The sequence below is a fragment of the Bradyrhizobium sp. JYMT SZCCT0180 genome (assembly GCF_018130165.1).
Lineage (GTDB): Bacteria > Pseudomonadota > Alphaproteobacteria > Rhizobiales > Xanthobacteraceae > Bradyrhizobium.
The window spans coordinates 19,439-42,914 of sequence record NZ_JAFCLZ010000019.1; the positions used below are offsets into that span (position 1 = coordinate 19,439).

General features: G+C 61.3%; 22 protein-coding genes. 5 read left to right on the top strand and 17 right to left on the bottom strand.

What is annotated here, in order from left to right; all coding sequences use genetic code 11:
* Positions 1–101: 101 nt before the first annotated feature.
* Both JQ641_RS26030 and JQ641_RS26035 read left to right on the top strand, forming a co-directional pair.
* The gene (locus tag JQ641_RS26030) at positions 102–395 is read left to right on the top strand and encodes a hypothetical protein (protein WP_502754995.1); all 294 of its coding nucleotides are present in this window, start codon (positions 102–104) and stop codon (positions 393–395) included.
* Between the two features lie 191 nt (positions 396–586).
* Positions 587–1,267 (top strand): AAA family ATPase, encoded by a 681-nt coding sequence (locus JQ641_RS26035; RefSeq protein ID WP_192736750.1) that lies wholly within the window; start codon positions 587–589, stop codon positions 1,265–1,267.
* A 103-nt stretch (positions 1,268–1,370) separates the two neighbouring features.
* Here JQ641_RS26035 and JQ641_RS38525 read toward each other — a convergent pair whose 3' ends face one another.
* The 5 genes from JQ641_RS38525 to trxB all read right to left on the bottom strand — a co-directional run bounded on the left by JQ641_RS38525 (position 1,371) and on the right by trxB (position 5,801).
* The gene (locus JQ641_RS38525; RefSeq protein ID WP_283813432.1) at positions 1,371–1,505 is read right to left on the bottom strand and encodes a hypothetical protein; all 135 of its coding nucleotides are present in this window, start codon (positions 1,503–1,505) and stop codon (positions 1,371–1,373) included.
* A 131-nt stretch (positions 1,506–1,636) separates the two neighbouring features.
* On the bottom strand, positions 1,637–1,786 hold the full coding sequence (locus JQ641_RS26040; RefSeq protein WP_211998741.1) for a hypothetical protein: 150 nt from the start codon (positions 1,784–1,786) through the stop codon (positions 1,637–1,639).
* A gap of 382 nt (positions 1,787–2,168) precedes the next feature.
* Positions 2,169–3,089, bottom strand: a complete 921-nt coding sequence (gene dapA, locus JQ641_RS26045) for a 4-hydroxy-tetrahydrodipicolinate synthase (protein ID WP_211998742.1) — start codon at positions 3,087–3,089, stop codon at positions 2,169–2,171.
* Positions 3,090–3,909: 820 nt separating this feature from the next.
* Positions 3,910–4,803, bottom strand: coding sequence for a LysR family transcriptional regulator (locus JQ641_RS26050; RefSeq protein ID WP_192736747.1), 894 nt, complete (start codon positions 4,801–4,803; stop codon positions 3,910–3,912).
* A gap of 32 nt (positions 4,804–4,835) precedes the next feature.
* On the bottom strand, positions 4,836–5,801 hold the full coding sequence (gene trxB, locus JQ641_RS26055) for a thioredoxin-disulfide reductase (protein ID WP_211998743.1): 966 nt from the start codon (positions 5,799–5,801) through the stop codon (positions 4,836–4,838).
* A 311-nt stretch (positions 5,802–6,112) separates the two neighbouring features.
* On the opposite strand from trxB, the gene JQ641_RS26060 reads away from it, so the two are divergent.
* Positions 6,113–6,592, top strand: a complete 480-nt coding sequence (locus JQ641_RS26060) for an Lrp/AsnC family transcriptional regulator (protein WP_192736745.1) — start codon at positions 6,113–6,115, stop codon at positions 6,590–6,592.
* Positions 6,593–6,742: 150 nt separating this feature from the next.
* Here JQ641_RS26060 and JQ641_RS26065 read toward each other — a convergent pair whose 3' ends face one another.
* The 6 genes from JQ641_RS26065 to JQ641_RS26090 all read right to left on the bottom strand — a co-directional run bounded on the left by JQ641_RS26065 (position 6,743) and on the right by JQ641_RS26090 (position 13,574).
* Positions 6,743–7,150: a DoxX family protein gene (locus JQ641_RS26065; protein WP_249150702.1), complete on the bottom strand. Its 408-nt coding sequence runs from the start codon at positions 7,148–7,150 to the stop codon at positions 6,743–6,745.
* 11 nt (positions 7,151–7,161) lie between these two features.
* Positions 7,162–7,557: a DoxX family protein gene (locus JQ641_RS26070; protein ID WP_211998744.1), complete on the bottom strand. Its 396-nt coding sequence runs from the start codon at positions 7,555–7,557 to the stop codon at positions 7,162–7,164.
* Positions 7,558–7,844: 287 nt separating this feature from the next.
* The gene (locus JQ641_RS26075; protein ID WP_249150704.1) at positions 7,845–8,123 is read right to left on the bottom strand and encodes a hypothetical protein; all 279 of its coding nucleotides are present in this window, start codon (positions 8,121–8,123) and stop codon (positions 7,845–7,847) included.
* Between the two features lie 81 nt (positions 8,124–8,204).
* On the bottom strand, positions 8,205–8,678 hold the full coding sequence (gene greA / locus JQ641_RS26080) for a transcription elongation factor GreA (protein WP_192736743.1): 474 nt from the start codon (positions 8,676–8,678) through the stop codon (positions 8,205–8,207).
* Positions 8,679–8,902: 224 nt separating this feature from the next.
* Entirely contained in the window at positions 8,903–12,367 is a 3,465-nt protein-coding gene (gene carB, locus JQ641_RS26085; RefSeq protein WP_211998745.1) for a carbamoyl-phosphate synthase large subunit, read from the bottom strand.
* A 505-nt stretch (positions 12,368–12,872) separates the two neighbouring features.
* A complete protein-coding gene (locus tag JQ641_RS26090) occupies positions 12,873–13,574 on the bottom strand; it encodes a class I SAM-dependent methyltransferase (RefSeq protein WP_211998877.1) in 702 nt (233 codons plus the stop codon).
* 124 nt (positions 13,575–13,698) lie between these two features.
* Between JQ641_RS26090 and JQ641_RS26095 the strand changes: the two genes are divergently transcribed.
* Positions 13,699–14,229 carry a Dps family protein gene (locus tag JQ641_RS26095; RefSeq protein ID WP_211998746.1) on the top strand — a complete coding sequence of 177 codons (531 nt, stop codon included), beginning with the start codon at positions 13,699–13,701 and terminating at the stop codon, positions 14,227–14,229.
* Positions 14,230–14,330: 101 nt separating this feature from the next.
* Here JQ641_RS26095 and JQ641_RS26100 read toward each other — a convergent pair whose 3' ends face one another.
* Positions 14,331–15,428 (bottom strand): mandelate racemase/muconate lactonizing enzyme family protein, encoded by a 1,098-nt coding sequence (locus tag JQ641_RS26100; protein WP_211998747.1) that lies wholly within the window; start codon positions 15,426–15,428, stop codon positions 14,331–14,333.
* A gap of 249 nt (positions 15,429–15,677) precedes the next feature.
* On the opposite strand from JQ641_RS26100, the gene JQ641_RS26105 reads away from it, so the two are divergent.
* Complete coding sequence (locus JQ641_RS26105; RefSeq protein ID WP_211998748.1) at positions 15,678–15,980, top strand: hypothetical protein; 303 nt, start codon at positions 15,678–15,680, stop codon at positions 15,978–15,980.
* Between the two features lie 4 nt (positions 15,981–15,984).
* Here JQ641_RS26105 and JQ641_RS26110 read toward each other — a convergent pair whose 3' ends face one another.
* The 5 genes from JQ641_RS26110 to JQ641_RS26130 all read right to left on the bottom strand — a co-directional run bounded on the left by JQ641_RS26110 (position 15,985) and on the right by JQ641_RS26130 (position 23,351).
* Positions 15,985–16,986, bottom strand: coding sequence for a SphA family protein (locus JQ641_RS26110; RefSeq protein ID WP_249150707.1), 1,002 nt, complete (start codon positions 16,984–16,986; stop codon positions 15,985–15,987).
* Positions 16,987–17,270: 284 nt separating this feature from the next.
* Positions 17,271–18,701: a DUF1254 domain-containing protein gene (locus JQ641_RS26115; protein ID WP_211998750.1), complete on the bottom strand. Its 1,431-nt coding sequence runs from the start codon at positions 18,699–18,701 to the stop codon at positions 17,271–17,273.
* Between the two features lie 108 nt (positions 18,702–18,809).
* Entirely contained in the window at positions 18,810–20,252 is a 1,443-nt protein-coding gene (locus JQ641_RS26120; RefSeq protein ID WP_211998751.1) for a DUF1254 domain-containing protein, read from the bottom strand.
* Between the two features lie 105 nt (positions 20,253–20,357).
* Positions 20,358–21,800, bottom strand: coding sequence for a DUF1254 domain-containing protein (locus tag JQ641_RS26125; protein WP_211998752.1), 1,443 nt, complete (start codon positions 21,798–21,800; stop codon positions 20,358–20,360).
* 108 nt (positions 21,801–21,908) lie between these two features.
* Complete coding sequence (locus JQ641_RS26130; RefSeq protein ID WP_211998753.1) at positions 21,909–23,351, bottom strand: DUF1254 domain-containing protein; 1,443 nt, start codon at positions 23,349–23,351, stop codon at positions 21,909–21,911.
* Between the last annotated feature and the right edge of the window lie 125 nt (positions 23,352–23,476).

The following is a 23,476-nucleotide window of genomic DNA, read 5'->3' on the forward strand; positions in this document are numbered from 1 at the left end:
TTTCAAGCCCCTTTCGCGCGACAGACTGACGCCTTGTGCCTCCAGCTGCGAGTCAACATCTCTTCAGCACGAGGAGAGATTAATTGAGCAAAGAATCGCAAATGGAGCTCGACCGGCATTTCGCCTGGTTCGAAGCCAAGCTGCCGGCCGGCCCGGCCAGATTCGTCGGCTGGCTGCGCAAGCCGTCGTCGCGCTACGTCAGGATTCCGATCGCCATTCTGCTGATCCTCGGCGGCATTTTCAGCATCTTGCCGGTGCTTGGACTCTGGATGCTGCCGCTCGGACTCCTTTTGTTCGCGCAGGACGTCCCGTTTCTGCAGCCGCCGATGGCGAAGCTGCTCGGATGGATCGAGCGCAAGTGGATCGAACGTCAGCGCACAAAAAGCATGCGCTGAATCGATCAAGCCACTCTGGCGATTCCGTTTTTGCGATTCCATCACGGATTGCGCGGTCGCACGCAGTGTGACTCAAAAAGCAGCTTTCTTGGCTAATCAGTGGCTTCTTCGCGATAAGCAGCAAATTTTTCTTTCACGAATCAGTGCGCTGATTCATTTTCGGCTTCTGGGGTCAATCTGGAGGCCAAGGTATGAACGTCATAGTTTTTGCTTCGCGTAAGGGGGGCTCGGGAAAAAGTACCCTGGCTGCCCACATTGCTGCGCACGTCCATAAGTCGACGAAGCCCTGTTTAATGGTTGATGCTGATCCGCAGGGATCGCTTACTCTCTGGCACAAATTGCGTGGAACGAACGAGCCGCCGATCAAGGCTGCGGTGAATTCGGTAAGCGGAATTATCGCCGCCGCCAAGCGCGACGGTATCGAATGGGTGTTCATCGACACGCCGCCGAATTTGTCGGCCGTCGTCGACGACGCCATCAAGAACGCCACGATGGTGATCATTCCGGCGCGGCCCGGCGTGTTTGACGTCAATGCCGTGCAGGAAACCATTCAGACCTGCCGTGCGGCGCGCAAGCCCTACGCGGTCGTCATCAACGGTGCCCCGGCGAGCCGGGACGGCGTTGAAAGCCGCATCGTCACCATCGCGCGTGAAGCATTGATCAAGTTCCGTGCGCCGGTGTGGAGCGGTCAGATCACCAACCGTGCCGATCTGTTGCTGGCGCTTGGCAACGGCGAAGGCGCCCGCGAGTATTATGCGGAAGGCCGGGCCGCTGCGGAAATCAGCCGGCTGTGGGCTGCGATCGAACGTTCGATCAAGGCCATCCGCGGCAACGCGTCGGCTTCCGGCGCCATGCACAAGCAAGCGGCGTAACAACGCCGCTTACGGACTTAAAAAGACGCGCGGGACTCCGCGCGTTTTTCTTTGTCCGATTGGATGTTGATGCGCCCCGGACTGACAGGCGGAGCAAGCCTGCTCAGGCCACCATCAGCATGTAGAACACGACGACCGGCGACATGGTCAGGATCACCGACCAGATGCCGACCGCCCAAAGAACGTCCTCGGTCGTAAAGCCCTGTTGATCAGGGAGTGTATTGTTTTCGATTTCCACGACGCGCCCCCGCGTTTTTCCGTTGTGACGAGCTTGATACGCGACCGCTTTTAAAATCCCGGTCGCAATTTCGCTCGCATTTGACCGCAGGTGCTACCGCCGATTAACCACGGCAGCACCTGCGTTTTCGTTCAAGCCATCAGCAGGCGCCAGGTCACGACCGGCGCGAAGCCGATCAGTGTCGCCCACAAGGCAAAGGACGAAACCAGCAGAACGTCCTGCACCCGCTGGACGCGTTCGCTGGTCGGAAACTTCCAATTGTCACTGGTGTGATCGATCATTTGATGTCCCCCCGTTTTCTCAATGAGGACATCAATACGCCTGAGATTTTAAAGTTGACGGCAATGCTTTGAACGATTTTGAAGCGCCGCTCTCACCAACCGTTAACCAGCGTTCCGGAACGCCGCCGCGTTTGCAAAGATCGCGCGGCGATCGGCTGAGGCGACGCGGGCGAATGCGGTTAACATTGCGCCAACGCGGTCAGGCAATTTTGCCGGCCGGCGTCCACACGATTGGAAGAAATTCCGGTCACCTTATCCGCCTCCGCATCATCCGAGCCGGTGTGGAGCGACAGAAAAGCCGTCGCCGCGGTCTTCCGCGTGCGGCGGCTTTTTTGTGCGCAATGCTCCCGCAAACGGGAGGGAGCCGGCTGCGACGCCTTTGCTACGCCCGCCGCAACAGGGCCGGCGCGCGCCGCTCCCGCTCCGCATCGAGGCGCGCCGCGAGTTCCGCGCTGACTTCCACCATCGGCAGCCGGACCTCGGCACTGTCGATCAGCCCGCTCTGCGCCAGCCAGTATTTTGCAGGCGCCGGGCTGGGTTCGGCGAACAACAGCCGCGTCAGTTCGGAAATATTGTCCCAGCACGTCTGTGCACCCGGGTGGTCGCCCTGCTGCATCAGCGTCCGCACCGAGGCGAACGCGTCGGTCTCCAGATGCGCCGACAACAGGATGGCGCCGTCGGCGCCGTCGACCAGCGCCTCGTGATAGTGCGCGTCCTCGCCGGTCAGCACGCGAAAACCTTTCGGCCGCCGCGCGAGGAACTCGATCGACTGGGCGCGGTCCGCAGAGCAATCCTTGATGCCGACGATGTTGCGATGCGCGGCGAGCTGCAGCAGGGTCTCGTTGGTGAGATTGACCGCGGTTCGGTAGGGGATGTTGTAGAGCACGATCGGCCATGAGGCGTGATCGGCGAGCACCGTGAAATGCCGCAGCAGGCCGCGCTGCGACGGCCGCGTGTAATAGGGGCTGGCGATCAGATAGAAGTCGATCGGCCAGGCGGCGGTCTCGTCCAGCGTATCCAGCATCTTGCGCGTGCTGGCGCCGGACAGGCCGAGACAGATCGGAATATAGCGGCGGCTAGCCGAGATCTCGGCTCGGGTCACCGACACCAGCTGCTCGAGCTCGCCCTGGTCGAGCGTCATGCCCTCGCCCGAGGTGGCGGCGAGGATCAAGCCGTCGACCGGGCTGTTGGCGTAATGCCTGATCATGCGGCGCAGCGACGGCTCATCGAGTTCGCCGTTGCGAAACGGCGTAACGAGGGGCAGCCAGAGGCCCTGTAATCGGTTTTGCGGATCGGTAGACATGGTTCCATCTCCTTGAAGGCTTTTGCCGGAGACGGGACACATAAAAAAACCCCGTCCAGACGGCGGGGTTTCGGGATCGGCTTGGCGGTTGATCTATCGCGCGCGTCGATCTCGGGTCCCCGGGTGGGGACCTTTTTTCGACGACAGAGCGGCGCACGAATTCGTGATCATGTGTTGATGATGATGGCGCAACGGCGCGCTGTCAATCCGCGCACGCTCGATGACGTTTGTTTTACGGGAGAAGAAAGGATCTGGAGACGAAGAAGGTTCAGCGGAAATCGTCTGCAGACGAAGCGATCCGGAGAAGAAAAAAAGCCGGGCCCATAAGAGCCCGGCTTAAGGTATTGGCCACGTGAGGCCGACACAATCACCTTCCAAGAGGGATTACTGAGCGCCCGCGCCACTGGAGGAGGGGGACATATGCGCGACACGATCGCTCAGCGTGTAAACACTATGATCCCCATCGGCGGCTTGCGTAAACCGGTTAAGCCGCATGTCTGACATGCGGAGACCGGGGGCTTTATAAGAGCCGCTAATCCGGAAGGCGGGAAACGTCGGCTGCTGCGAAAGCGTTTTCGAGCGAAGTGTGTGCCGCACGTGATGCGAGGTCGATACCGGCTCGCGTCAAGAAAACGCGTCAAAACAAGAATCTAGAGCTTCGGTTCTGAATCAATAGCTCTAGATTCTTGCAGAACCGAAATTCCAGTCAGACCGAAATGCTAAAGCATGATCCGGAAAAGTGGGCACCGGTTTTCCGAAAAGATCATGCTCAAACAAAGAGCTAGAGCGGGATGACGAATCGAAGAGAAGTCATCACGCTCTAGGAGGGCCAGCGCTGCGCCTTGCTCACCACGAAATCGCGGAACACCTGCACCCGCGCCACCGTCTTCAACTCTTCGGGATAGACGAAGTAGGTGTCGATCTGGATCGAGTCGGTCTCGCCGAACAGCTGCACCAGACGGTTGTTCTCCTCGACCAGATAGTCGGGCAGGGCGGCGATGCCGAGCCCCTGCTGACAGGCCCTGACAAGACCAAGGATGTTGTTGACCTTGAAGTAAGCCTCGCGCGGACCCGAGCCGTTGCGGCCGGCGTCGATCAGCCAGCTGCGGTTCTGCAGATGCGGCGGCACCTGCGCGTCGCCGAGCATGATGATGCGATGCGAGTCGAGGTCGTCGAGGGTGCGCGGCGTGCCGAAGCGCTTGATGTATTCCGGCGAGCAATAGGCGTGGAATCCGATCGAGAACAGCTTGCGCTGGATCAGGTCCGGCTGGGTCGGCTTGCGGGTCCGGATCGCGACGTCGGCCTCGCGCATCGACAGGTCGAGATCCTCGTCGGTCACGATCAGCGAGATGCGGATATCCGGATAGAGGCTGGTGAACTCGTCGAGCCGCGGAATCAGCCAGTTGATGCCGAGCGCCGGCGGCGTGGTGATCTTGAGATCGCCTGACGGCCGCTCGCGGCTGTCGGTGAGCTTGGCGCGCGCCGCCTGCAGCTGCATGAACACGTCATGCGCGGTGCGGAACAGCAGGTCGCCCTGTTCGGTGAGGATCAGGCCGCGCGCATGGCGGTGGAACAGCGATACCGCAAGCTCCTGCTCCAGCGCCGAGACTTGCCGCGATACCGCCGATTGCGAAAGCCCGAGTTGCTCGCCGGCATGGGTGAAGCTGCCCGCTTCCGCCGCCGCGTGAAACACCTTCAGCTTGTCCCAATCCATGTCCGTGAATCCGTCCCGTGTTCGACGCGTAATCATTCTGCCGCCGCCCGATCACTCGCACGCACGGCGAGAAAGCGCTCGGCCTCGAGGGCCGCCATACAGCCAAGGCCCGCGGCCGTGACCGCCTGCCGCCAGGTTTCGTCCGCGACGTCGCCGGCGGCGAACAGGCCGGGCACCGACGTCGCCGTCGAGTTCGGCGCCACCTCGACATAGCCGGAGGGTTTCAGTTTGACCTGACCGGCGACGAGTTCGGTTGCCGGCGCGTGGCCGATGGCGATGAAGACGCCGTCAGCGGGCACCTCCGTCAGCGTGCCGCTCTTGACGTTCTTCAGGCGCACATGGGTGACCTTGCCCGGATTTTCGGTGCCGCAGATTTCGTCGATCGCACTGTCCCAGATCACCTTGATCTTCGGGTTCTTGAACAGGCGGTCCTGCAGGATGCGCTCGGCGCGGAAATGATCGCGGCGATGCACGACGGTGACTTGCGAGGCGAAGTTGGTGAGGAACAGCGCTTCCTCGACCGCGGTGTTGCCGCCGCCGACCACCATGACTTCCTTAGCCCGATAGAAGAAGCCGTCGCAGGTCGCGCAGGCCGAAACGCCAAAACCCTTGAACTTCTCTTCCGACGGCATGCCGAGCCAGCGCGCCTGCGCGCCGGTGGCGAGGATCACGGTTTCGGCGAGATAGACGTCGCCGCTGTCGCAGGTCAGGCGGAACGGCCGCTGCGTGGTGTCGAGTTTGGTGACGAGATCGGTGACGAGCTTGGTGCCGACATGGGCTGCCTGTTTTTCCATCTGCTCCATCAGCCACGGACCCTGGATGACATCCGCAAAGCCCGGATAGTTTTCCACGTCGGTGGTGATGGTGAGCTGTCCGCCGGGCTGGATGCCCTGGATCAGCACCGGCTCAAGCATCGCCCGCGCGGCGTAGATCGCTGCGGTGTACCCGGCGGGGCCGGAACCGATAATGACGACCTTGGCATGGATAGGCGCGGGCATCGGCAGATTCCCTCTCTTTGGAGGATTTTGATGAGGACTTGTGCGGGAAGCGCCGGGAAATGCGTCGCGCGGCGCTAAAAGTGTCAAATCCAAGTCTATGATATCTGGGTAGCCATGCAAGATTTGCAATTCAAATAAGCGAATTTTCCCCGGAACTGCGGTATTTTCTCTGGATTCACGCAAAATGGCGCAGTGCACGCGCAATAAAATTGCGCAAGCGATGGCAGCTGCGCTAAGAGTGTTGCCGGCAAACACCTTCCCAAGCCCAGCCAACCCCAAAAAGCCTTGGGAACCCAAAGGAACCGGACCGCGTGTCGAAGAATCTCGACGAGATCGACCTTAGAATTCTTTCCGAAATCCAGGCCGATGGCCGAATCACCAACGTCGAACTGGCCAAACGGGTCGGCATCTCGCCGCCGCCTTGCCTGCGCCGGGTCAGGACGCTGGAGGAAGAAGGTTACATTCAGGGCTACCGCGGCATGCTGGATCCGCGCCGGCTCGGCTTCGACGTCACCGTGTTTGCCTCCGTGCACCTGTCGAGCCAGGCCGAAGCTGACTTGCGCGCCTTCGAGGAATTTGTCCGCGCCGAGCCCCTGGTGCGCGAATGCTGGATGCTGTCGGGAGAGGTGGATTTCATCCTGAAATGCGTGGCGCCCGACATGGCGACGTTCCAGGATTTCGTCACCCATCTGACGTCGGCGCCCCATGTGCGCAATGTCAGGACGTCGCTGGTGCTGCACAATTCGAAATACGAAGCGGCAGTGCCGCTCGATTTGAAGGTGACGGGATAACGCTGCGCGTTATCCCGTCATCCCGGAGCGATGCGGAGCATCGAATCCGGGATCTCGAGATTCCCCGGTGCGCAATTGCGCACCTGAGGTTCGCGCTTTCGCGCGCCCCGGAATGACAGTGTTAGTTGGAGCGCCGCTCCTTGCCGCTCCCTACCGCTTCTTTCCCATCATCGCATCCACGCTGAACGGTCCGCCGCCGGCAAAGAACAGATAGAGGCAGCCGAAGCAGAACAGGATCGAGGCGTTGCCGCCGTTCAGGATCGGGATGAAGCCTTTGGGATAGTGCCCCATGAAATAGGCGAACGCCATTTCACCTGACAGGATGAAGGCCACGGGCCGGGTCAGAAGACCGATCATCAGAAGGCCGCCGAGGACCAGTTCGAGCGAACCGGCCGCGCCGTACAGCGACATCAGCTCGACCTTGGCGAACATCGGCACCGGCGGATATTTGAACAGCTTGGCGACGCCGTACTGAAACAGCAGCAATCCGGTGATGAAACGGAAGACGCTGAGAACCATCGGCTCGCCGCTTGCGAGCATCTTGTTGAACTTGTCCATTGTCCGCTCCCTCAAGCCCGCTTGGTTGCTGCGTCGACGCTCCACGGACCTGCGCCCGCGGTCGACAGATAGAGGCAGGTGAAGCAGTACAAGGCCGCCAGCGTGCCGCCGTTGATCAAGGGATGAAAGCCCTTCGGGAAGTGGCCGATGAAATAGGCGAACGCCATCATGCCGGAAAGAATGAAGGCGACCGGGCGTGTGCACAGGCCGACGATCAGCAGCGCGCCGCCGATCAGTTCAATGAAGCCGGCGGCGCCGACTAGCGAGAACGGCTGCACGGTGGCGTACATCGCCACCACCGGCCATCCGATGATCTTGCCCATGCCGTGCTGGATGATCAAAAGGCCGGTGATGATACGCAGTATACTCAATACGCGCGGCGTCCACGCCGCGAGTGCTTCTGTCATGAGAGTCCCCCAAGTTGGATCGAGTTCCACTTGGTATCGTGTCGAGGCCTGGAGGAAAAGCGCGCGGCGGCCGGAATCCGATGACGTTTTGGCGAGCAGCACGGGAATTATACGGGGGCGCTGCGTGTTTGCCGCGTCTCGCGCGAGATTACTTCCAGGTGACTTTGCTGCGGCACTCTGCCGCTAGAGCGTGATCCAGTTCAGCGGCGACCCTCATGGTGGGGAGCGACGAGGCGGTGCGTCGCGAACTACGAGGCCGTCCAACCCAAGCAGGAAGCTGCATTGGATCACTGCGCGCCGAGGCAGCGGATCGCTTTGGGCTGACAGGCAATGCCGATGTTGGAGCAGGTCGCGGGCTCATCCTTGGCGCCGCGCGTGCAGTTGACGCAGTCGTCGGTCCAGCGGCTGCAATTCGGCGGACCGGATTGCATCGAATAATTGCCGCGGTCTTTGGGTGCGTTGCGCGGCGGAATCGGGAGTTCGGCCGCGGCCGCAATATTGCATCCGGCAAGCACGCTCGTCAGTGCGAAAGCGAGGCACGCAACGAGATGGTGATCTGGCCGCATGCCGTCTTCCTCAAGGCGATGAACGCATGTTCCAGCCCCGGACCGGCGGGCAGTGCCCGCCGGGGCAAACCTGGCTCCAGCCTAGCGCCACTCGACCTTGGTGATCTCGTAGGCCTTGGCGCCGCCGGGCGCCATGACCTCTACGGTCGTGCCCTTCTTCTTGCCGATCAAGGCGCGGGCCAGCGGCGAGGTGATGGAGATGCGGCCCTTCTTGGCATCGGCCTCCGGCTCACCGACGATCTGCCACACCGCTTTCTTCTCGGTGTCCTCGTCGACCAGCGTGACGGTGGCGCCGAACATGATGGTGTCGCCGGAGAGCTTTGAAATATCGATGATGTCGGCGCGCGCGAGCTTGTCTTCGATCTCGGCGATGCGGCCTTCATTATGCGACTGCTCTTCCTTGGCGGCGTGATATTCCGCGTTTTCCGAAAGGTCGCCATGCGAGCGCGCCTCGGCGATGTGCTCGATGATGCGCGGCCGGTCTTCCGACTGGCGCTTCTTCAACTCGACCTCGAGGGCGGCATAGCCACCGGCGGTCATCGGAACCTTTTCCATCATCTCTTCCGTCCTTCGCCCGTGCGAGCCGCCCCTTCAGAAGTTGCGCGCACGAAGCAGTCTTTCGATTTCGATTCGGGGCCATTCGGGCCCGAAACGCGAGCCCGCCAGCCTATTAATTTTCGGCCCCGTCAAGGGCCGATACAACTTCCAAACGAGCGGTGGGTTCCAGCCATACGGCTTTGTTGCCAACCGTTTAGCGGGCAATTTGGCCCGGCGAACGATCAGTTTTCGGAAAAGTAACTCTGCAGCGTGCGGACCTCAAGGTCTCCGCCCAGATAGGCGCGGATGCCCTGTGCGGCCGCCACAGCACCGGAAAGAGTGGTGTAATATGGCACTTTATGCAAGAGGGCAGCCCGTCGCAACGAACGGCTGTCGGCCAGCGCCTGCGGCCCCTCGGTGGTGTTGAAGACGAGCTGGATGTCGCCATTGGTGATGGCGTCGACGATGTGCGGCCGGCCCTCCAGCACCTTGTTCACTTTTTCGGTCGGCACGCCGGAATCGGTGAGGAAGCGCTGGGTGCCCGATGTGGCCATCACCCTGAAGCCGAGCGAATGCAGCAGCCGCACGGCGTCCGCGATGCGGGTCTTGTCGCTCTCGCGCACCGAGACGAACACGGTGCCCTTGCGCGGCACGCGGGTGCCGCCGCCGAGCTGGCTCTTGGCGAAGGCGACCTCGAACGAACGATCGATGCCCATCACTTCGCCGGTCGAGCGCATCTCCGGACCGAGCACGGTATCGACGCCGGGGAAACGCGCGAACGGGAATACCGATTCCTTGACGCCGACATGGCCGAGCTTGCGCTTCTTCAGATTGAAGTCCGCGAGCTTCTCGCCGGCCATGATTCTCGCCGCGATCTTCGCCACCGGCGTGCCGACCACCTTGGCGACGAACGGCACCGTGCGCGACGCCCGCGGGTTGACCTCGAGTACGTAGATGTCGCCGTCCTTGATGGCGTATTGCACGTTCATCAGGCCGACCACGTCGAGGCCGAGCGCGAGTTCGCGGGTCTGCCGTTCGAGCTCGGTGATCATCGCCCCATCCAGCGAATGCGGCGGCAGCGAACAGGCGGAATCGCCGGAGTGAATGCCGGCTTCCTCGATGTGCTCCATGATACCGACGACGAACGTGTCCTTGCCGTCGCACAGGCAGTCGACGTCGATCTCGGTGGCGTCGGAAAGATAGCGGTCGAACAATAGCGGGTTCTTGCCGAGCACGGTGTTGATCTGCCCGGTCTTGTCGTTGGGGTAGCGCGCCTTGACGTCGGCCGGCACCAGCTCGGGCAGCGTGCCGAGCAGATAATTGTTGAGCTGCTCTTCCTCGCGGATGATCTGCATCGCGCGGCCGCCCAGCACGTAGGACGGACGCACCACCAGCGGCAGGCCGAGATCGGCCGCCACCAGCCGCGCCTGCTCGACCGAATAGGCGATGCCGTTCTTGGGCTGCTTTAACCTTAGCTTGTCGAGCACGCGCTTGAAGCGGTCGCGGTCTTCGGCAAGGTCGATGGCGTCGGGCGAGGTGCCGAGGATCGGCACGTCGGCGGCCTCCAGCGCGCGCGCCAGCTTCAGCGGGGTCTGGCCGCCGAACTGCACGATCACGCCGTGCAGCGTGCCGTTGGTCCGTTCGGTGGCGATGATTTCCAGCACGTCCTCGGCGGTGAGCGGTTCGAAATAGAGCCGGTCCGCGGTGTCGTAGTCGGTCGACACGGTTTCCGGATTGCAGTTGACCATGATGGTCTCGTAGCCGGCGTCATGCAGCGCAAAGCAGGCGTGGCAGCAGCAATAGTCGAACTCGATGCCCTGGCCGATCCGGTTCGGTCCGCCGCCGAGGATGATGACCTTCTTCTTGTCGGAGGGTGCGCTCTCGTCGGCGAGATTGCCGGCAAAAGGCGATTCATAGGTCGAGTACATGTAGGCGGTGGGAGATGCGAACTCCGCCGCACAGGTATCGATGCGCTTGAACACCGGACGAACCCCGAGCGCGTGGCGTTTGGCGGTCACCTCGGCTTCGGTGGCCTCTGCAAGCACGGCGAGCCGTGCGTCGGAAAAGCCCATCGCTTTCAGCGTCCGCATGCCGAACGCGTTGCCGGGCAGGCCGTTCGCCTTGATCTTGGCTTCCATGTCGACGATGCCGCGCATCTCGGCGAGGAACCAGGGATCGATCTTGCAGGAATTGAAGATCTCTTCGTTGGACCAGCCGAGCCGCATCGCCTGGGCGACTTGCAGGATGCGGTTGGGCGTCGGCGTGCCCAATGCGGCGCGGACCGCGTTCTTGTCGTCGCCGCGGCCGAGGTCATCGATCTCGATTTCATCGAGGCCGGTGAGTCCGGTCTCGAGCCCGCGCAGCGCCTTCTGCAGGCTCTCCTGGAAGGTGCGGCCGATCGCCATCACTTCGCCGACCGACTTCATCGACGTGGTCAAGGTGTGGGAGGCGCCGGGGAATTTCTCGAACGCAAAGCGCGGTATCTTGACGACGACGTAATCGATGGTCGGCTCGAACGAGGCCGGCGTGGCGCCGCCGGTGATGTCGTTGGCGATCTCGTCCAGCGTGTAGCCGACCGCGAGCTTGGCCGCGACCTTTGCAATCGGAAAGCCGGTGGCCTTCGAAGCAAGGGCAGAAGAGCGCGACACGCGCGGGTTCATCTCGATTACGACCATGCGGCCGTCGGCCGGGTTGATGCCGAACTGCACGTTGGAGCCGCCGGTCTCGACCCCGATCTCGCGCAGCACCGCCAGCGAGGCGTCGCGCATGATCTGGTATTCCTTGTCGGTCAGCGTCAGGGCCGGCGCGATGGTGATGGAATCGCCGGTATGCACGCCCATCGGATCGAGGTTCTCGATCGAGCAGATGATGATGCAATTGTCCTTTTTATCGCGCACCACCTCCATCTCGTACTCTTTCCAGCCGAGCACGCTTTCCTCGATCAAGACCTCGTTGGTCGGCGAGGCGTCGAGCCCGCGCTCGATGATGTCGAGGAATTCTTCCTTGTTGTAGGCAATGCCGCCGCCGGTGCCGCCCATGGTAAAGGAGGGCCGGATAATGGCGGGCAGGCCAATCTCGGACAGCGCCATCAGCGCCTCGCCGAACGCGTGCTCCTGATAGCGCTTGCGGCGGTCGTTCTCGCCGAGCGTCCACTGCCGTTCCAGCTCTTCAAGTGCTGCGCCGGACGCTTTCTCCCGCTCGGCAAGGTATTTATCGCGAAACGACTTCTTCAGCGCCGAGGCGTTGGCGAGCCGCGATTTTGGCGTCTCCAGCCCGATCTTGGTCATGGCCTCGCGGAACAGCTGGCGGTCCTCGGCCTTGTCGATGGCATCAGCGGTGGCGCCGATCATTTCGACGTCGAACTTGTCGAGTGTGCCCTGACGGCGGAGCGACAGCGCGCAATTCAGCGCGGTCTGGCCGCCCATGGTCGGCAGCAGCGCAAAGCCGCCGGGAATGACGTGGCGTTCTTTTTCGATGATCTTGCCGACGATTTCCGGCGTGATTGGCTCGATATAGGTGGCATCGGCCAGTTCCGGGTCGGTCATGATCGTCGCCGGATTGGAATTGACCAGGACGACCCGGTAGCCCTCTTCCTTCAGCGCCTTCACCGCCTGGGTGCCTGAATAGTCGAATTCGCAGGCCTGGCCGATCACGATGGGGCCGGCGCCGATGATCAGGATGGTGGAGATGTCGGTTCTTTTGGGCATCAGGTCTCGCGGACTGGAATTTGGGCACAAAAAAAGGGCGCGCATGCTGCGCGTCCCCTAAGCCAAGAGCGCGGGTTACCCTCGCGCGCGGGTGGTCTTTAGACCAGATTTCGCACCCGCGAAACCCCCAAAAACGGGCCATCAACCGCGATTTTGGCTATTTTGGGCTTGCCTATGGTCAGTCCGTCTACGCTTTCGCTGCGCTCCAGCTACGCCGTACACGCTTCGTCCTGACGGTCTCAGCGTGGCTGCGCCACGCGTAGCCCCGATAGATGGAGATTGCCGAGGCCCGTCTTCGCCCTTCGGGCTTCGCCGTGGCAGCCTTCGCCACGAAGGGGCCTGCCTAGCCGAAGCGGCGGAGCCGCGAAGGCTGGAGGCCCGGCCTGGATTTGAACCAGGATAAAGAACGATGCACCGTTCTCGCGTTGTCGCTTCCGCCACCGGGCCAAGGCGATCATTACCGATCACGGGCCGGTGAGCTACGTTTACCTTTTATTAACCCTAACTAGCGCACCGATGGGTGGTGGGCGATGAAGGTCATCCTCCAGGGATTGTGGCCGATATTGTCGGGGGCGCGCGAAGCGGCGAAGCCGGCCCGCGTCAGCTTGGCGATCATCTCATCTTCGCTGTAGCGCTGCAGGCCGACGCGGGTGCGCAATTGCCGGTAATCCGACAGGGCCGTAGAGGCGAGGCCGTAGAGCGCGTCCGTCAGGAAGCCGTGGGAGCTTGCGAATTTCAACAGCGCCAGCACGTCTCGCCCCATGCCGACCTCGGGCCGCAGGATATCGCCCAGCACCAGCCGCCCGCTCGGCTTCAGCAGCCGGCGAATGATCGCGAATGCGGAATCCAGCTCTTGCTGCGTCATGTATTGCGCCACCGAGTTCATGACGACGAGATCGATCGACTGCGCGTCCATACTCCGGAGCTCATCCAGCGAACGGACGCGGATTTTGGTGTTCGGCGCAAAGCGCGCGATCAGCCGGCCGCGCACGCCGGGGGCGGGTTCGGCGAGATAGAGTTTTGCGCAGGCGTCCGCCACCTTGGCCGCCGACAGCGCCTCGCCGCAGGCATAGTCCAGCACGACAGCGTCAGGCGACGAGATGTAGCCGATGATGTCGCGCGCGATGATCTGGAAATGCAGGTCCCGATGCAGCTTGCTCGCATAGATCGTATGCGTGGAATCGTAATAGTCGATCCATTCGTCCATCGGGGCTGCGTCCGGCAAAACAGGGGTTTCCGGCAAGGAACCGCCGGGAAAGTGATGCGTTAGGGTGTTCGGCGGCCAATGTCCAATGCCACCGCTGTCCGGTTTCCTAACAGGAAGGTTCAACGTGAGCAAAGCCAACAAATCCGAAAAAGTGTCCCCCGAACTCGATACGCCGACCGATCTGCCGCAGGCCGCGGTGGACAAGATTTCGGCGTCGCTCAACGTGCTGCTGGCTGACGCCTTCGCGCTCTACATGAAGACCAAGAATTTCCACTGGCACGTCTCCGGCCGGCATTTCCGCGATTACCATCTGATGCTGGACGAGCAGGCGGAGGCGATCTTCGGTACCACCGACCAGCTCGCCGAGCGGGTGCGCAAGCTTGGCGGCGTCACGCTGCGTTCGATCGGGCAGATCGCAAAGCTGCAGACCATCCAGGACAACAACGAGGCTTACGTCCCGCCGCGCGAAATGCTGCGCGAATTGATGGAAGACAACAAGCACATGGCGGCCGCCATGCGCAAAGCCCACAAGCTTGCCGACGACCACGACGATACCGGCACCGCGCAGTTGCTCGAACTGTTCGTCGACGAGACCGAGCGCCGCACCTGGTTCCTGTTCGAAGCCAGCCGCCAGGAAAGCGCCAACGCGGCGTAGTGGTTGTGATTTGTAGGGTGGGCAAAGGCGCGTTGCGCCGTGCCCACCATTCCTGCGCGACATAAGATGGTGGGCACGCTTCGCTTTGCCCACCCTACGATCTAAATCCTGAACTTCATTACCTCTTCCTTGAACTGCAGCCCATGTCCGGGCCGCTCCGGCGCGGTGATCATGCCGTTGGCGATCTGCGGTGGATCGACCCAGAGGTCGTCGATCAGCCCCATGTTCTCGCACCAGATGCCGTTCGGGATCGAGGCCAGGAGGTGCACGTTGAGTTCGGGAAACAGATGCGGCGCGATGGTGACGCCAAAAGTGTCGGCCAGTGCGGAGATCTTGCGAAGGTCCGTCATGCCGCCGCGCATCGGGTCGGGCTGCAGGATCGGCAGGCAGGGATTGATAAAGAACGGCCGCAGATCGTAGCGCGTGAAATGGGTCTCGCCACCGACGACGCGCATGTCGAGCGCTGCTGCGATGCGCTGGTAGCCGGCGAAATCGTCGGCCGGCACGGGTTCTTCGAGCCAGTAGATATCGTACTTTTCGAATTTGCGTCCCATCTCGATGGCGACATCGGCGCTCCAGCCCATGTTGACGTCGATCATGATGTCGATGTCGGGCCCGAGCGCCTCGCGCATGCGGCGTACATTGTCGAGGTCCTGCGCAGGCGTGTGCACATGCGCGACCTGCATCTTGATCGCCTTGTAGCCCTGCTTCACGAAGTGCAGCGCCTTCTCGATCATGCCGTCGCCGCCGGCGCCGCGGAAGCAGCCCGAGCCGTAGATCGGGATTTCCGAGCGATAATGGCCCCACAGCCGGTGCAGCGGCAGGCCGGCGCGCTTGCCCACCGCATCCCACAGCGCGATGTCGATCGCCGACATCGCCATCGCGGCGATGCCGCCGCGGCCATAGGTCATCGTCGCGGTCCACAGGTCGCGCCAGATCGCCTCGATCGCGGTGGCGTCCTTGCCCTTCACGCGCGGGATGATGCACTCCTCGAGACAGGCCGCGATCGACTTCATCCCCGGGCGGAACACGAACAGATAGCCCATGCCGGTAACGCCGCCTGCGGTCTCGACCTCGCAGATCAGGATGTCGCGCGTCGCGCCAAGCGCGGCCCCCTTCAGCCAGGGATCGTCGGCCCAGGGCAGGCGCAGCATCGTCACGCGGATGTCACGGATGGTCATGTCTGGGTTGGCGGTCATCGGACGTTTCCCTGTGCTGGCCCGGATCATGTTGGCCTGATCTCGGGCAGGGGAAAGTCAATCACATAACGCCGGCGCTGATCCAGCGCTGTGCGTCATGCCTCCAATGCAGCGACGCGACGCGCGTTCGCGGAGACCCGTTGGCTTTGCTCACCCTGCGCACGCGACAGTAGCTAAATAAGACTGGCGGTCCGGACGGCTTGCGCTACGATGCAAGCGAGCCAGAGCAGCAGGAGGTCGGAAATGCCTATGTCCGTCTCTATGATCGTATTGGGTTCGCAACTGGTCATGCCCGTCGCTGACGGAGTGCCGAAGTTCGATATCACGCGAAACTGCAAGCTCGACATTGCCGCTACTGCCGGACTCACCGTCGATCAGTCGCTCAAGACCTGCATCAGCGATGAACAGCAAGCGCGCCAGCAACTCGCAAGCCAGTGGTCCAAATTCCCTGCGTCCAGCCGCGCGAGTTGCGTCTCGCAGGAGAGCATTGGCGGCACGCCAAGTTACGTCAGCCTGCAGACCTGCCTCCAGATGGGTCAGTGGGCGCGTTGATCGTTCACTTCGTGACCGTCCGGCGCGTTGGTGTCACCGTGCTGGTGGGCGCCATCGGCGAGATCGAGAACGTCAGCCAGGTATTCCATCCCGATGGCCGGTTCTGCGCCTCGAACTCGCCATAGCCTTTCAGGTTGAGGTATCCCTGCATGTCGCCGACCGGGAACAGAAACCCGATCTGCGGACCGATGCCGAACACGCGCGAACGGAATCCGCCGAGCTGGGGATGTTGACCAAAGTCGTCGGTGATCTGCTGATATCCATATCCGACGAGGCCGACGAAAAACTGCTTGGAGAGGAATTTCGACATCCCCCAATCGACGTGGAAGTCGATTCCGTTCTGGTATTGCGTGTCGCGGTTCTTGAAATTGTAGGTGAAGCCGGCGACGGCGGAGAATTCGTGCCCGGTCGCCGGGTTGAAGTAGGTGTAGCCACCGCCGCCGTCGATCGCGGCGTGCCCGATACCGAGGTTGGAGAGGCGACTGGGATCGTAGGCGCCCACCGGAATGTCGCCGGTCAGATAGGTCATGAAGTTGTGCACCCCGGCATTCCACTTCAGCGTGGCCTGCGGATAGAGGTCGCCGACCGAAGTGAGTGAATCCGAGATGATTCCGGTGCGGGTCGTCACCAACGGTCCGAGCACGGTGGTGAGCGTTCCGTCAATGCCGGTGTTAGCGCGACCGAACAGGCCGGTGACGCCGATGGCCAATTGTCCGCCAAGCACTGGCGTTCCGAACGTATAGGTGGGATTGAGCAGAACGAGATCGGCCTGCGCGTTCAGGTTCGCATTGAAGTTGACGTTCACGTTTGCCGGGAATCGCCCGATCTGGATCTGCCTGGCCGCGGCAACGGCGCCCGATGCTTCGACCGTGGTGTGATAATACACCGCGGCCATCGACCAGCCCGGCACCTGCGGCGTCGCCGCGAGGCTAGAGAACCGCCCGGGAAGCCAGTACGAAACGCCGGTTTCGTCCGCGTAGGCGGCACCGGACATGGATCCGGACATCAGCAGCGCCACGCCAATGCTGTAGCACGTGCGCCGACGGTTGGAATTTCGTTGGGCGATGGTGTGTGTCATCTGCTTGCCCCCGGGTGCCTGGAGATCACAGCGATCAACCCCAGATTGACATGGAATGAATGTCTCGTCGCAAGCCATCGCTCGGAAAGAAGGTCCAGTTCGAATATCCGTCGCGGCTGTTGCGCCAAAGCCACGAGACAATCGCGTGTTGTTCACCTCATCGGGCATTGTGAAGGCATCCGCCCCATCTGATGTTCACGTTAATTCGCAGATCATTTTACCTGCTCGATGTCGGGCATCTTCCAACTCTTGTCGAAGACCGCCTTTTCAGGACCGTAGAATCGAAACCAGGGGAACCAGTTCGCTCCCGCCGGCGTGAAAATCCAGTTCGACTCCCGACCGGCGGGCGCCTGCGATCCAAAGTGGATGTCCACCGAGCCGTCGGCGTTCTTGCGCAGCCCTTTGTCCAATGAATCCAGGGTCGGGCGTGGCAGGTTGAGGAAGAGGGCCGACGTTTCAGCGTTGTAAATGGTGACAGCCCAGAACTGACTTACCGGAACATTGGCTGGAACGTGCAGTCGATAGGGGTTCTCGCCGCGGAGCGGCTGGCCGCCGTTGTCGAAGTACGCGGCAAGGTAGAAGCTGCCTCCGCCGAGCTTCGCGGGAGGCAGGAAGAAGCCGGCGAAAGCAGCGCCGCGCGTATCCACGTCGAAATAGTTTGGCACGGCCCACTTGAATCCCGTCTGCGGGCCAATCGGCGGGACCAGCAATTTCCACTGGCTGCCCGGCCACCAGTCTTCACCGATCTTAGACTGCTGTCCGAGGAGCCAGGCACCGGCTTCCGCCGCGGCGGACTTCAACTGTGCCACGGTCGCGGCATCGGGCTTGAACTCCTTGCCCTTCTCGATGCCGAGTGGTCGGAGCATGCCCATCATCTGCAGATCCTGGGGCTGTACCGTCTCCTCATTCAGCATGCGGGCAAGGCTGGTGTAAAAGCTTTCGTCGAATCGCGCGAGGCCGTCATAGAGGGTGTTGGTCATATCCACGAACCGCGGCGCAGGCGGGTTACTGGCCTCGGCCAAGGGGTAGACCTTGATCTGCTTTACCAGCGCGTCACCCCTGCGCACGTCCTCTTCCGAGTTGCTCTCCAGGATGGAGCGGAGGCCGGCGAATGTGTTGTAGGTCTTTGAACGCACGGGGATATAGCCGGCCGGCACCTCGCCCGTGTAGTCGGGTGGCAGCACCAGGTATTTGCCGCCTTTGCCCTCGAACCCGACGTCGGTGAGCGGTACCTGCCAGGCATCGCAAATGGTGCCCAGGAAGCTGGACCCATTGGCCGCCGGCGGCAGGTCCAGAACCATCGGCCCATCGTCTTTTATGTTGAAGAAGGCAAAAAGGTAGCGAAGGGTTGTATTGACGGTGAACGACTGGTTCTTCCAGGTGCTGCCTTTGGGCCACCAGATGATGTCGCCGTATTTCGCCTTGCCGTCGCGGAAGTAGGCTTGCCGCAGCGAGTCGAAGCTGACGATGGGCATGCCCCAGATGACGGCGTCCACGGCGCGGCGTTCCAGCATTCGATTGGCGAGTTGTTCGGTGGAGAATTTCGACAGGCTCGTCTGCTGGGCGCCGGCTGGTGCGAATACGGCGGTCAATGCAAAAGTCAGTACAGCGCCGCAAAGCGTTCGTGTGAGTACAGCTTTCATGACTCACTCCCGTGCAAAACGGCACTCAAATTTGCTTTCACTTGCCTTCCGAGCCTGGACACGCGCGGGATCACGATGACGAGTCCCGCGGTGCCTTCGGTCTGAACGCTACTTCGCCGCCACGACGGCCGGCGGCTTCCAGGTGCCTTCGCCTGGCGGGAGGATCGAAGGTGACTCCGTCTTCGGCCAGTAGAGCCGCATGACCAGGTAGATCGTGTCGTTCGGTGCCGGCAGCCAGTTCGATTCCTTGTCCGCACCCGGCGATTTGTTCTGGATGTAGAGCGTCAGTGACCCGTCCGCGTTCTTCTTCATATCCGGAAGCATCGGCGAATTGATCAAATAGCGGTTGATCGGATTTTCGATCAGGAGCTGCGACTTGCCGTCATACATGGTGAGCGACCAGAACGCGTTGACTGGTGGCTCCTGGCCCGGCGGGAATGTCAGGGTGTAATTGTGCTTGCTGCCATCGAGCGTCTGGCCGTCGCCATCGATGCGGGTGAGCGGATAGGTCGCTTCCGCCGGATTATTGCCGTAGATACCGGCCTTGGCGGCGACGGCGCGCTTGAGCCAGTCGCCATTGTAGTGGGCGTTATCGCCCGGCAACGCGCTGACCTGCCAGCCGTTGATGGTCGTGCCGGCCTTGGCGACGCCTTCCTCGACCTTCTTCTCGCCTTCCTTCATGCCGAGGCCAATCTCGAGCTTTTGCTCCAGCGGCAGGTCCTTGAAGTTAAAGGTCTTGCCGGGGCCGACGCCAATCTTCGCGAGCGCGGCGCGGATCTCCTTCTCGTTTTCCTGCACGGGAGCAAACTGCAGCGCAAAATCGAGATACTCGAAGAAGTTGGTTTTCACGAGCTCCTTGTCGATCTTCGGAAAGTCGATGGCCGTCGCGGCCGTCGTCGTCGGCTGTTTCAGATAGGTGGAAAGTGGCTGCATCTTGTAGCCGGCCTGCACCTTCTTGACGTTGTCGATATCGCCAGCGTTGAAAAGCTGGGTGCGGAAGATGACGATCGATAGCTGGGTGCTCGACTGGAAGACCTTCTTGATTCCGGGAGGCGTTGCGCCCTTCCAGTCCGGGCCGACAACCAGATAATCTCCGGCCTCGCTTCCGGTGGCGCGGGTGCCGATGTAGCCATAATTATAGGTGTTGCCGTCACAGAGTTGGACCGAATAGTAGCGCTTCGGGTCGATCGCCGGCACGGAAATGACGATGGGCTCCGCCCGAAAATCCATCCACCCGATCGAATAGGGCGTGTCGCTGTTCGGCGTCACGACCGCGGTGTCCTTGTAGGTAAAGACGTTGGGGTCGTTCTTGAACTGGTTGAACGGCGCCTTGAACTGGCTCGAAGTGCGATCGATGGCGAATTCATACATGATGCCGTAGTTCATCACGATTGGCAGGCCGAAGATGAAGCCCGCCTCGGCGATGTCCTTTGCCTTGAAGAAGCCTGGACGCTCGGCACTCGTCTGCGCTTGCGCCGGGATGGAATTCGCCGTCGAGACGGTAAATGCTGCAAGCGCTGCGGAACGAAGAAGGTCGCGTTTTGTAATCATGTGAACATTCCCTTGCCTGGGTTCGAGCGCGGATTCGATCCTGAATCTCGGGGCACGCGCGGGATCGCGGTAATGACGGGTCCCGCGCTGCCTCTCGGCGCAACGCTATTGCAGCGCCACGATCGCCGGCGGCTGCCAAGTTCCTTCGCCCGGCGGTAGGATCGACGGCGCTTCGGTCTTCGGCCAATAGAGCCGCATCACCAGGTACATTTCGCCGTTCGGCGCCGGCAGCCAGTTGGATTCCTTGTCGGCGCCCGGTGAATCTTTCTGGAGATGCAGCGTGAGAGAGCCGTCCGGATTCTTCTTCATGCCTGGCAGCATCGGCGAATTGATCAAATATCGATTGATCGGATTCTCGATCAGCAATTGGCTCTTGCCGTCATACATGGTCACCGACCAGAACGCCTCGACCGGCGGATATTGCCCGGCGGCAAAGGTGATTGTGTATCTGCGCTTTGAAGAGTCGAGCACTTCGCCGTTGGCGAGCGTTTTGGTCATGGGGTAGACGGCTTCCGCGGCGTCATTGCCATAAATGCCGCCTTTTGCGGCGGCGGCCCGCTTCAGCCAATCGCCGCTGTAGAACAGACGGTCACCGAACAGCGATCCGATTTTCCATCCGTTGACGTCTTTCTGTCCACCAGCGAGATACTTTTCAACCTTCTCCTCACCTTCCTTCATCCCAAGCCCGACTTCGAGTTTGTGTTCGAGCGGAAGATCCTTGAAGTTGAAGGTCTTGCCCGCGCCAACCCCGATGCGCGCGAGCTTCTCGCGAATGGTGCGTTCTTCCGGGCCCGCCGGTGCAAACTGCAGCGCGAAGTCGAGATATTCGAAGAAGTTCTTCTTCACCAGCTCCGCATCGACCTTGGGAAAGTCGATCGCGGCCGAAGCGGTCGTTACCGGCTGCTTGAGATAGGCCGATAGCGGCTGCGCCTTGTAGCCGGCCTGGACCTTCACGACATTCGGCATATCCTCCGGATTGAAGAGCTGCGTACGAATGGCCGCGAAGGCAAACTGGGTCGAGGACTGGAAGACCTTCTTGATTCCGGGCGGAGTGGCGCCCTGCCAGTTCGGCCCAACGACCATGTAGTCTCCGGCGTCGATGCCGGTCGCGCGGCTGCCGATATAGCCAAAATTGAAGGTGTTGCCGTCGATCAGCTGCACCGTGTAATAGCGGCTCTTCTCAACGGCCGGCACCGAAACAACCATCGGCTCGGCGCGCAGATCGAACCAAAGCGTGGAGTATGGCGTGTCGCTGTTGGGCGTCACGACAGCGGTGTCCTTGTAGGTCGCGACATACGCCAGGTTTTTGATCTGATTGAACGGCGCCTTGAACTGGCTGTTCTTCGTGTCCACGGAGAACTCGTACATCACAGCGTAGTTCATCACGATCGGCAGGCCATAGATGAAGCCTTCCTCAGCAATTCTTTTGGCCTCGATGATGTCGGGCCATTCCGCCTTGGCCTGCGCGCTCGCCGGAACCGGCGTCATGGTGGTAACTGTCATCGCAGCCAGTGCTGCGGCACGGAGCAGATCGCGTTTCGTGATCATGTGAACACTCCTCTGTCGCTTCACCGCTTGGGCTCAAGCGGGTGTCGATTGCAGATTTCGGGACACGCGCGGGATCGCGGTAATGACGAGTCCCGCGCTGCCTCAACGCTATTGCAACGCCACGATCGCCGGCGGCTGCCAGGTGCCGTTGCCCGGCGGCAGCACCGACGGAGCTTCGGTCTTCGGCCAGTACAGCCGCATCACCAGATAGATTGGGCCATTCGGCGCCGGCAACCAATTGGCGTCTTTGTCGGCGCCGGGTGAGTCCTTCTGGACGTACAGCGTGAGAGAGCCGTCGGCATTTTTCTTCATGCCGGGTAGCATCGGCGAGTTGATCAGATACCGGTTGATCGGGTTTTCGATCAGCAGCTGGCTCTTGCCGTCGTACATGGTCACGGACCAGAACGCGTTCACAGGCGGAAGCTGTCCGGCGGGGAAGGTGACGGAGTATTTATTCTTGGAACCATCGAGCACGTCGCCGTTGGCCAGATTCTTGGTGAAGGGGTACACGGCTTCCACGGCGTCGTTGCCATAGATGCCGCCCTTGGCGGCCGCCGCCCGCAGCAGCCAGTTGCCGTTGAAAAACTCGCGATCTCCGAAGAACGATCCGATTTTCCATCCGTTGATATTCTTGAAGCCGTTCTCGAGGTACTTGTCGACCTTCTCCTCGCCGTCTTTCATGCCAAGGCCGATCTCGAGCTTGTGCGCGATCGGGAGGTCCTTGAAATCAAAGGTCTTGCCGGGGCCGACGCCGATGCGCGCGAGCTTGGCGCGGATTTCCGCTTCGTCCGGCGTCGCCGGTGCGAACTGCAAGGAAAAGTCGAGATACTCAAAGAAGTTTTTCTTCACCAATTCCTTATCGACCTTGGGGAAGTCTATAGCGGCGGCCGCAGTCGTCGTTGGTTGCTTCAGATAGGCCGAGAGCGGCTGGGCCTTGTAGCCCGCCTGGACCTTCTCAACGTTGGGCATATCGTCCGCACCGAACAACTGGGTGCGATACCCCGCGACGGAGAACTGCGTCGTGGATCGAAATACCTTCTTGATGCCAGGCGGGGGCGTACCGTTCCAACCCGGGCCGGCGACCATGTAGTCGCCCGCTTCGGTACCGGTCGCGCGGCTGCCGATGTAGCCGTAATTGTAGGTATTGCCGTCTTCAAGTTGCACCGCGTAGTAGCGGCCCTTTTCCACCGCCGGCACCGACAGCACCATCGGCTCCGCGCGCAGATCCATCCAGAGGAAGGAATAGGGTGTATCGCTGTTAGGGGTGACGATCGAGGTGTCCTTGTAGGTAAAGACGCGCGCCTCGTTTTTAATCTGATTGAACGGTGCCTTGAATTGCCCCGAATTCCTGTCGACCGAATATTCGTACATGACAGCGTAGTTCATTACGATGGGAAGGCCATAGATGAAGCCTTCCTCGGCGATGGCCTTGGCCTCGCGGATGTCAGGCCATTCGGCTTTGGCCTGCGCATTGGCCGGGATGGGCGTCATCGTCGTAACTGTCAGTGCAGCTAGCGCTGCGGAACGAAGCAGGTCGCGTTTCGTCAACATGGTGCTGTCTCCTATCTCGGCTTGAAAGCATCTCGCTCTGGAGCGAGAGAGATTGCGTAGGCAAGAGATCGCGTATGCGGGAGAACGTGCTGCATGGCTGCATAAAACGCCTCACGGCGTATGCA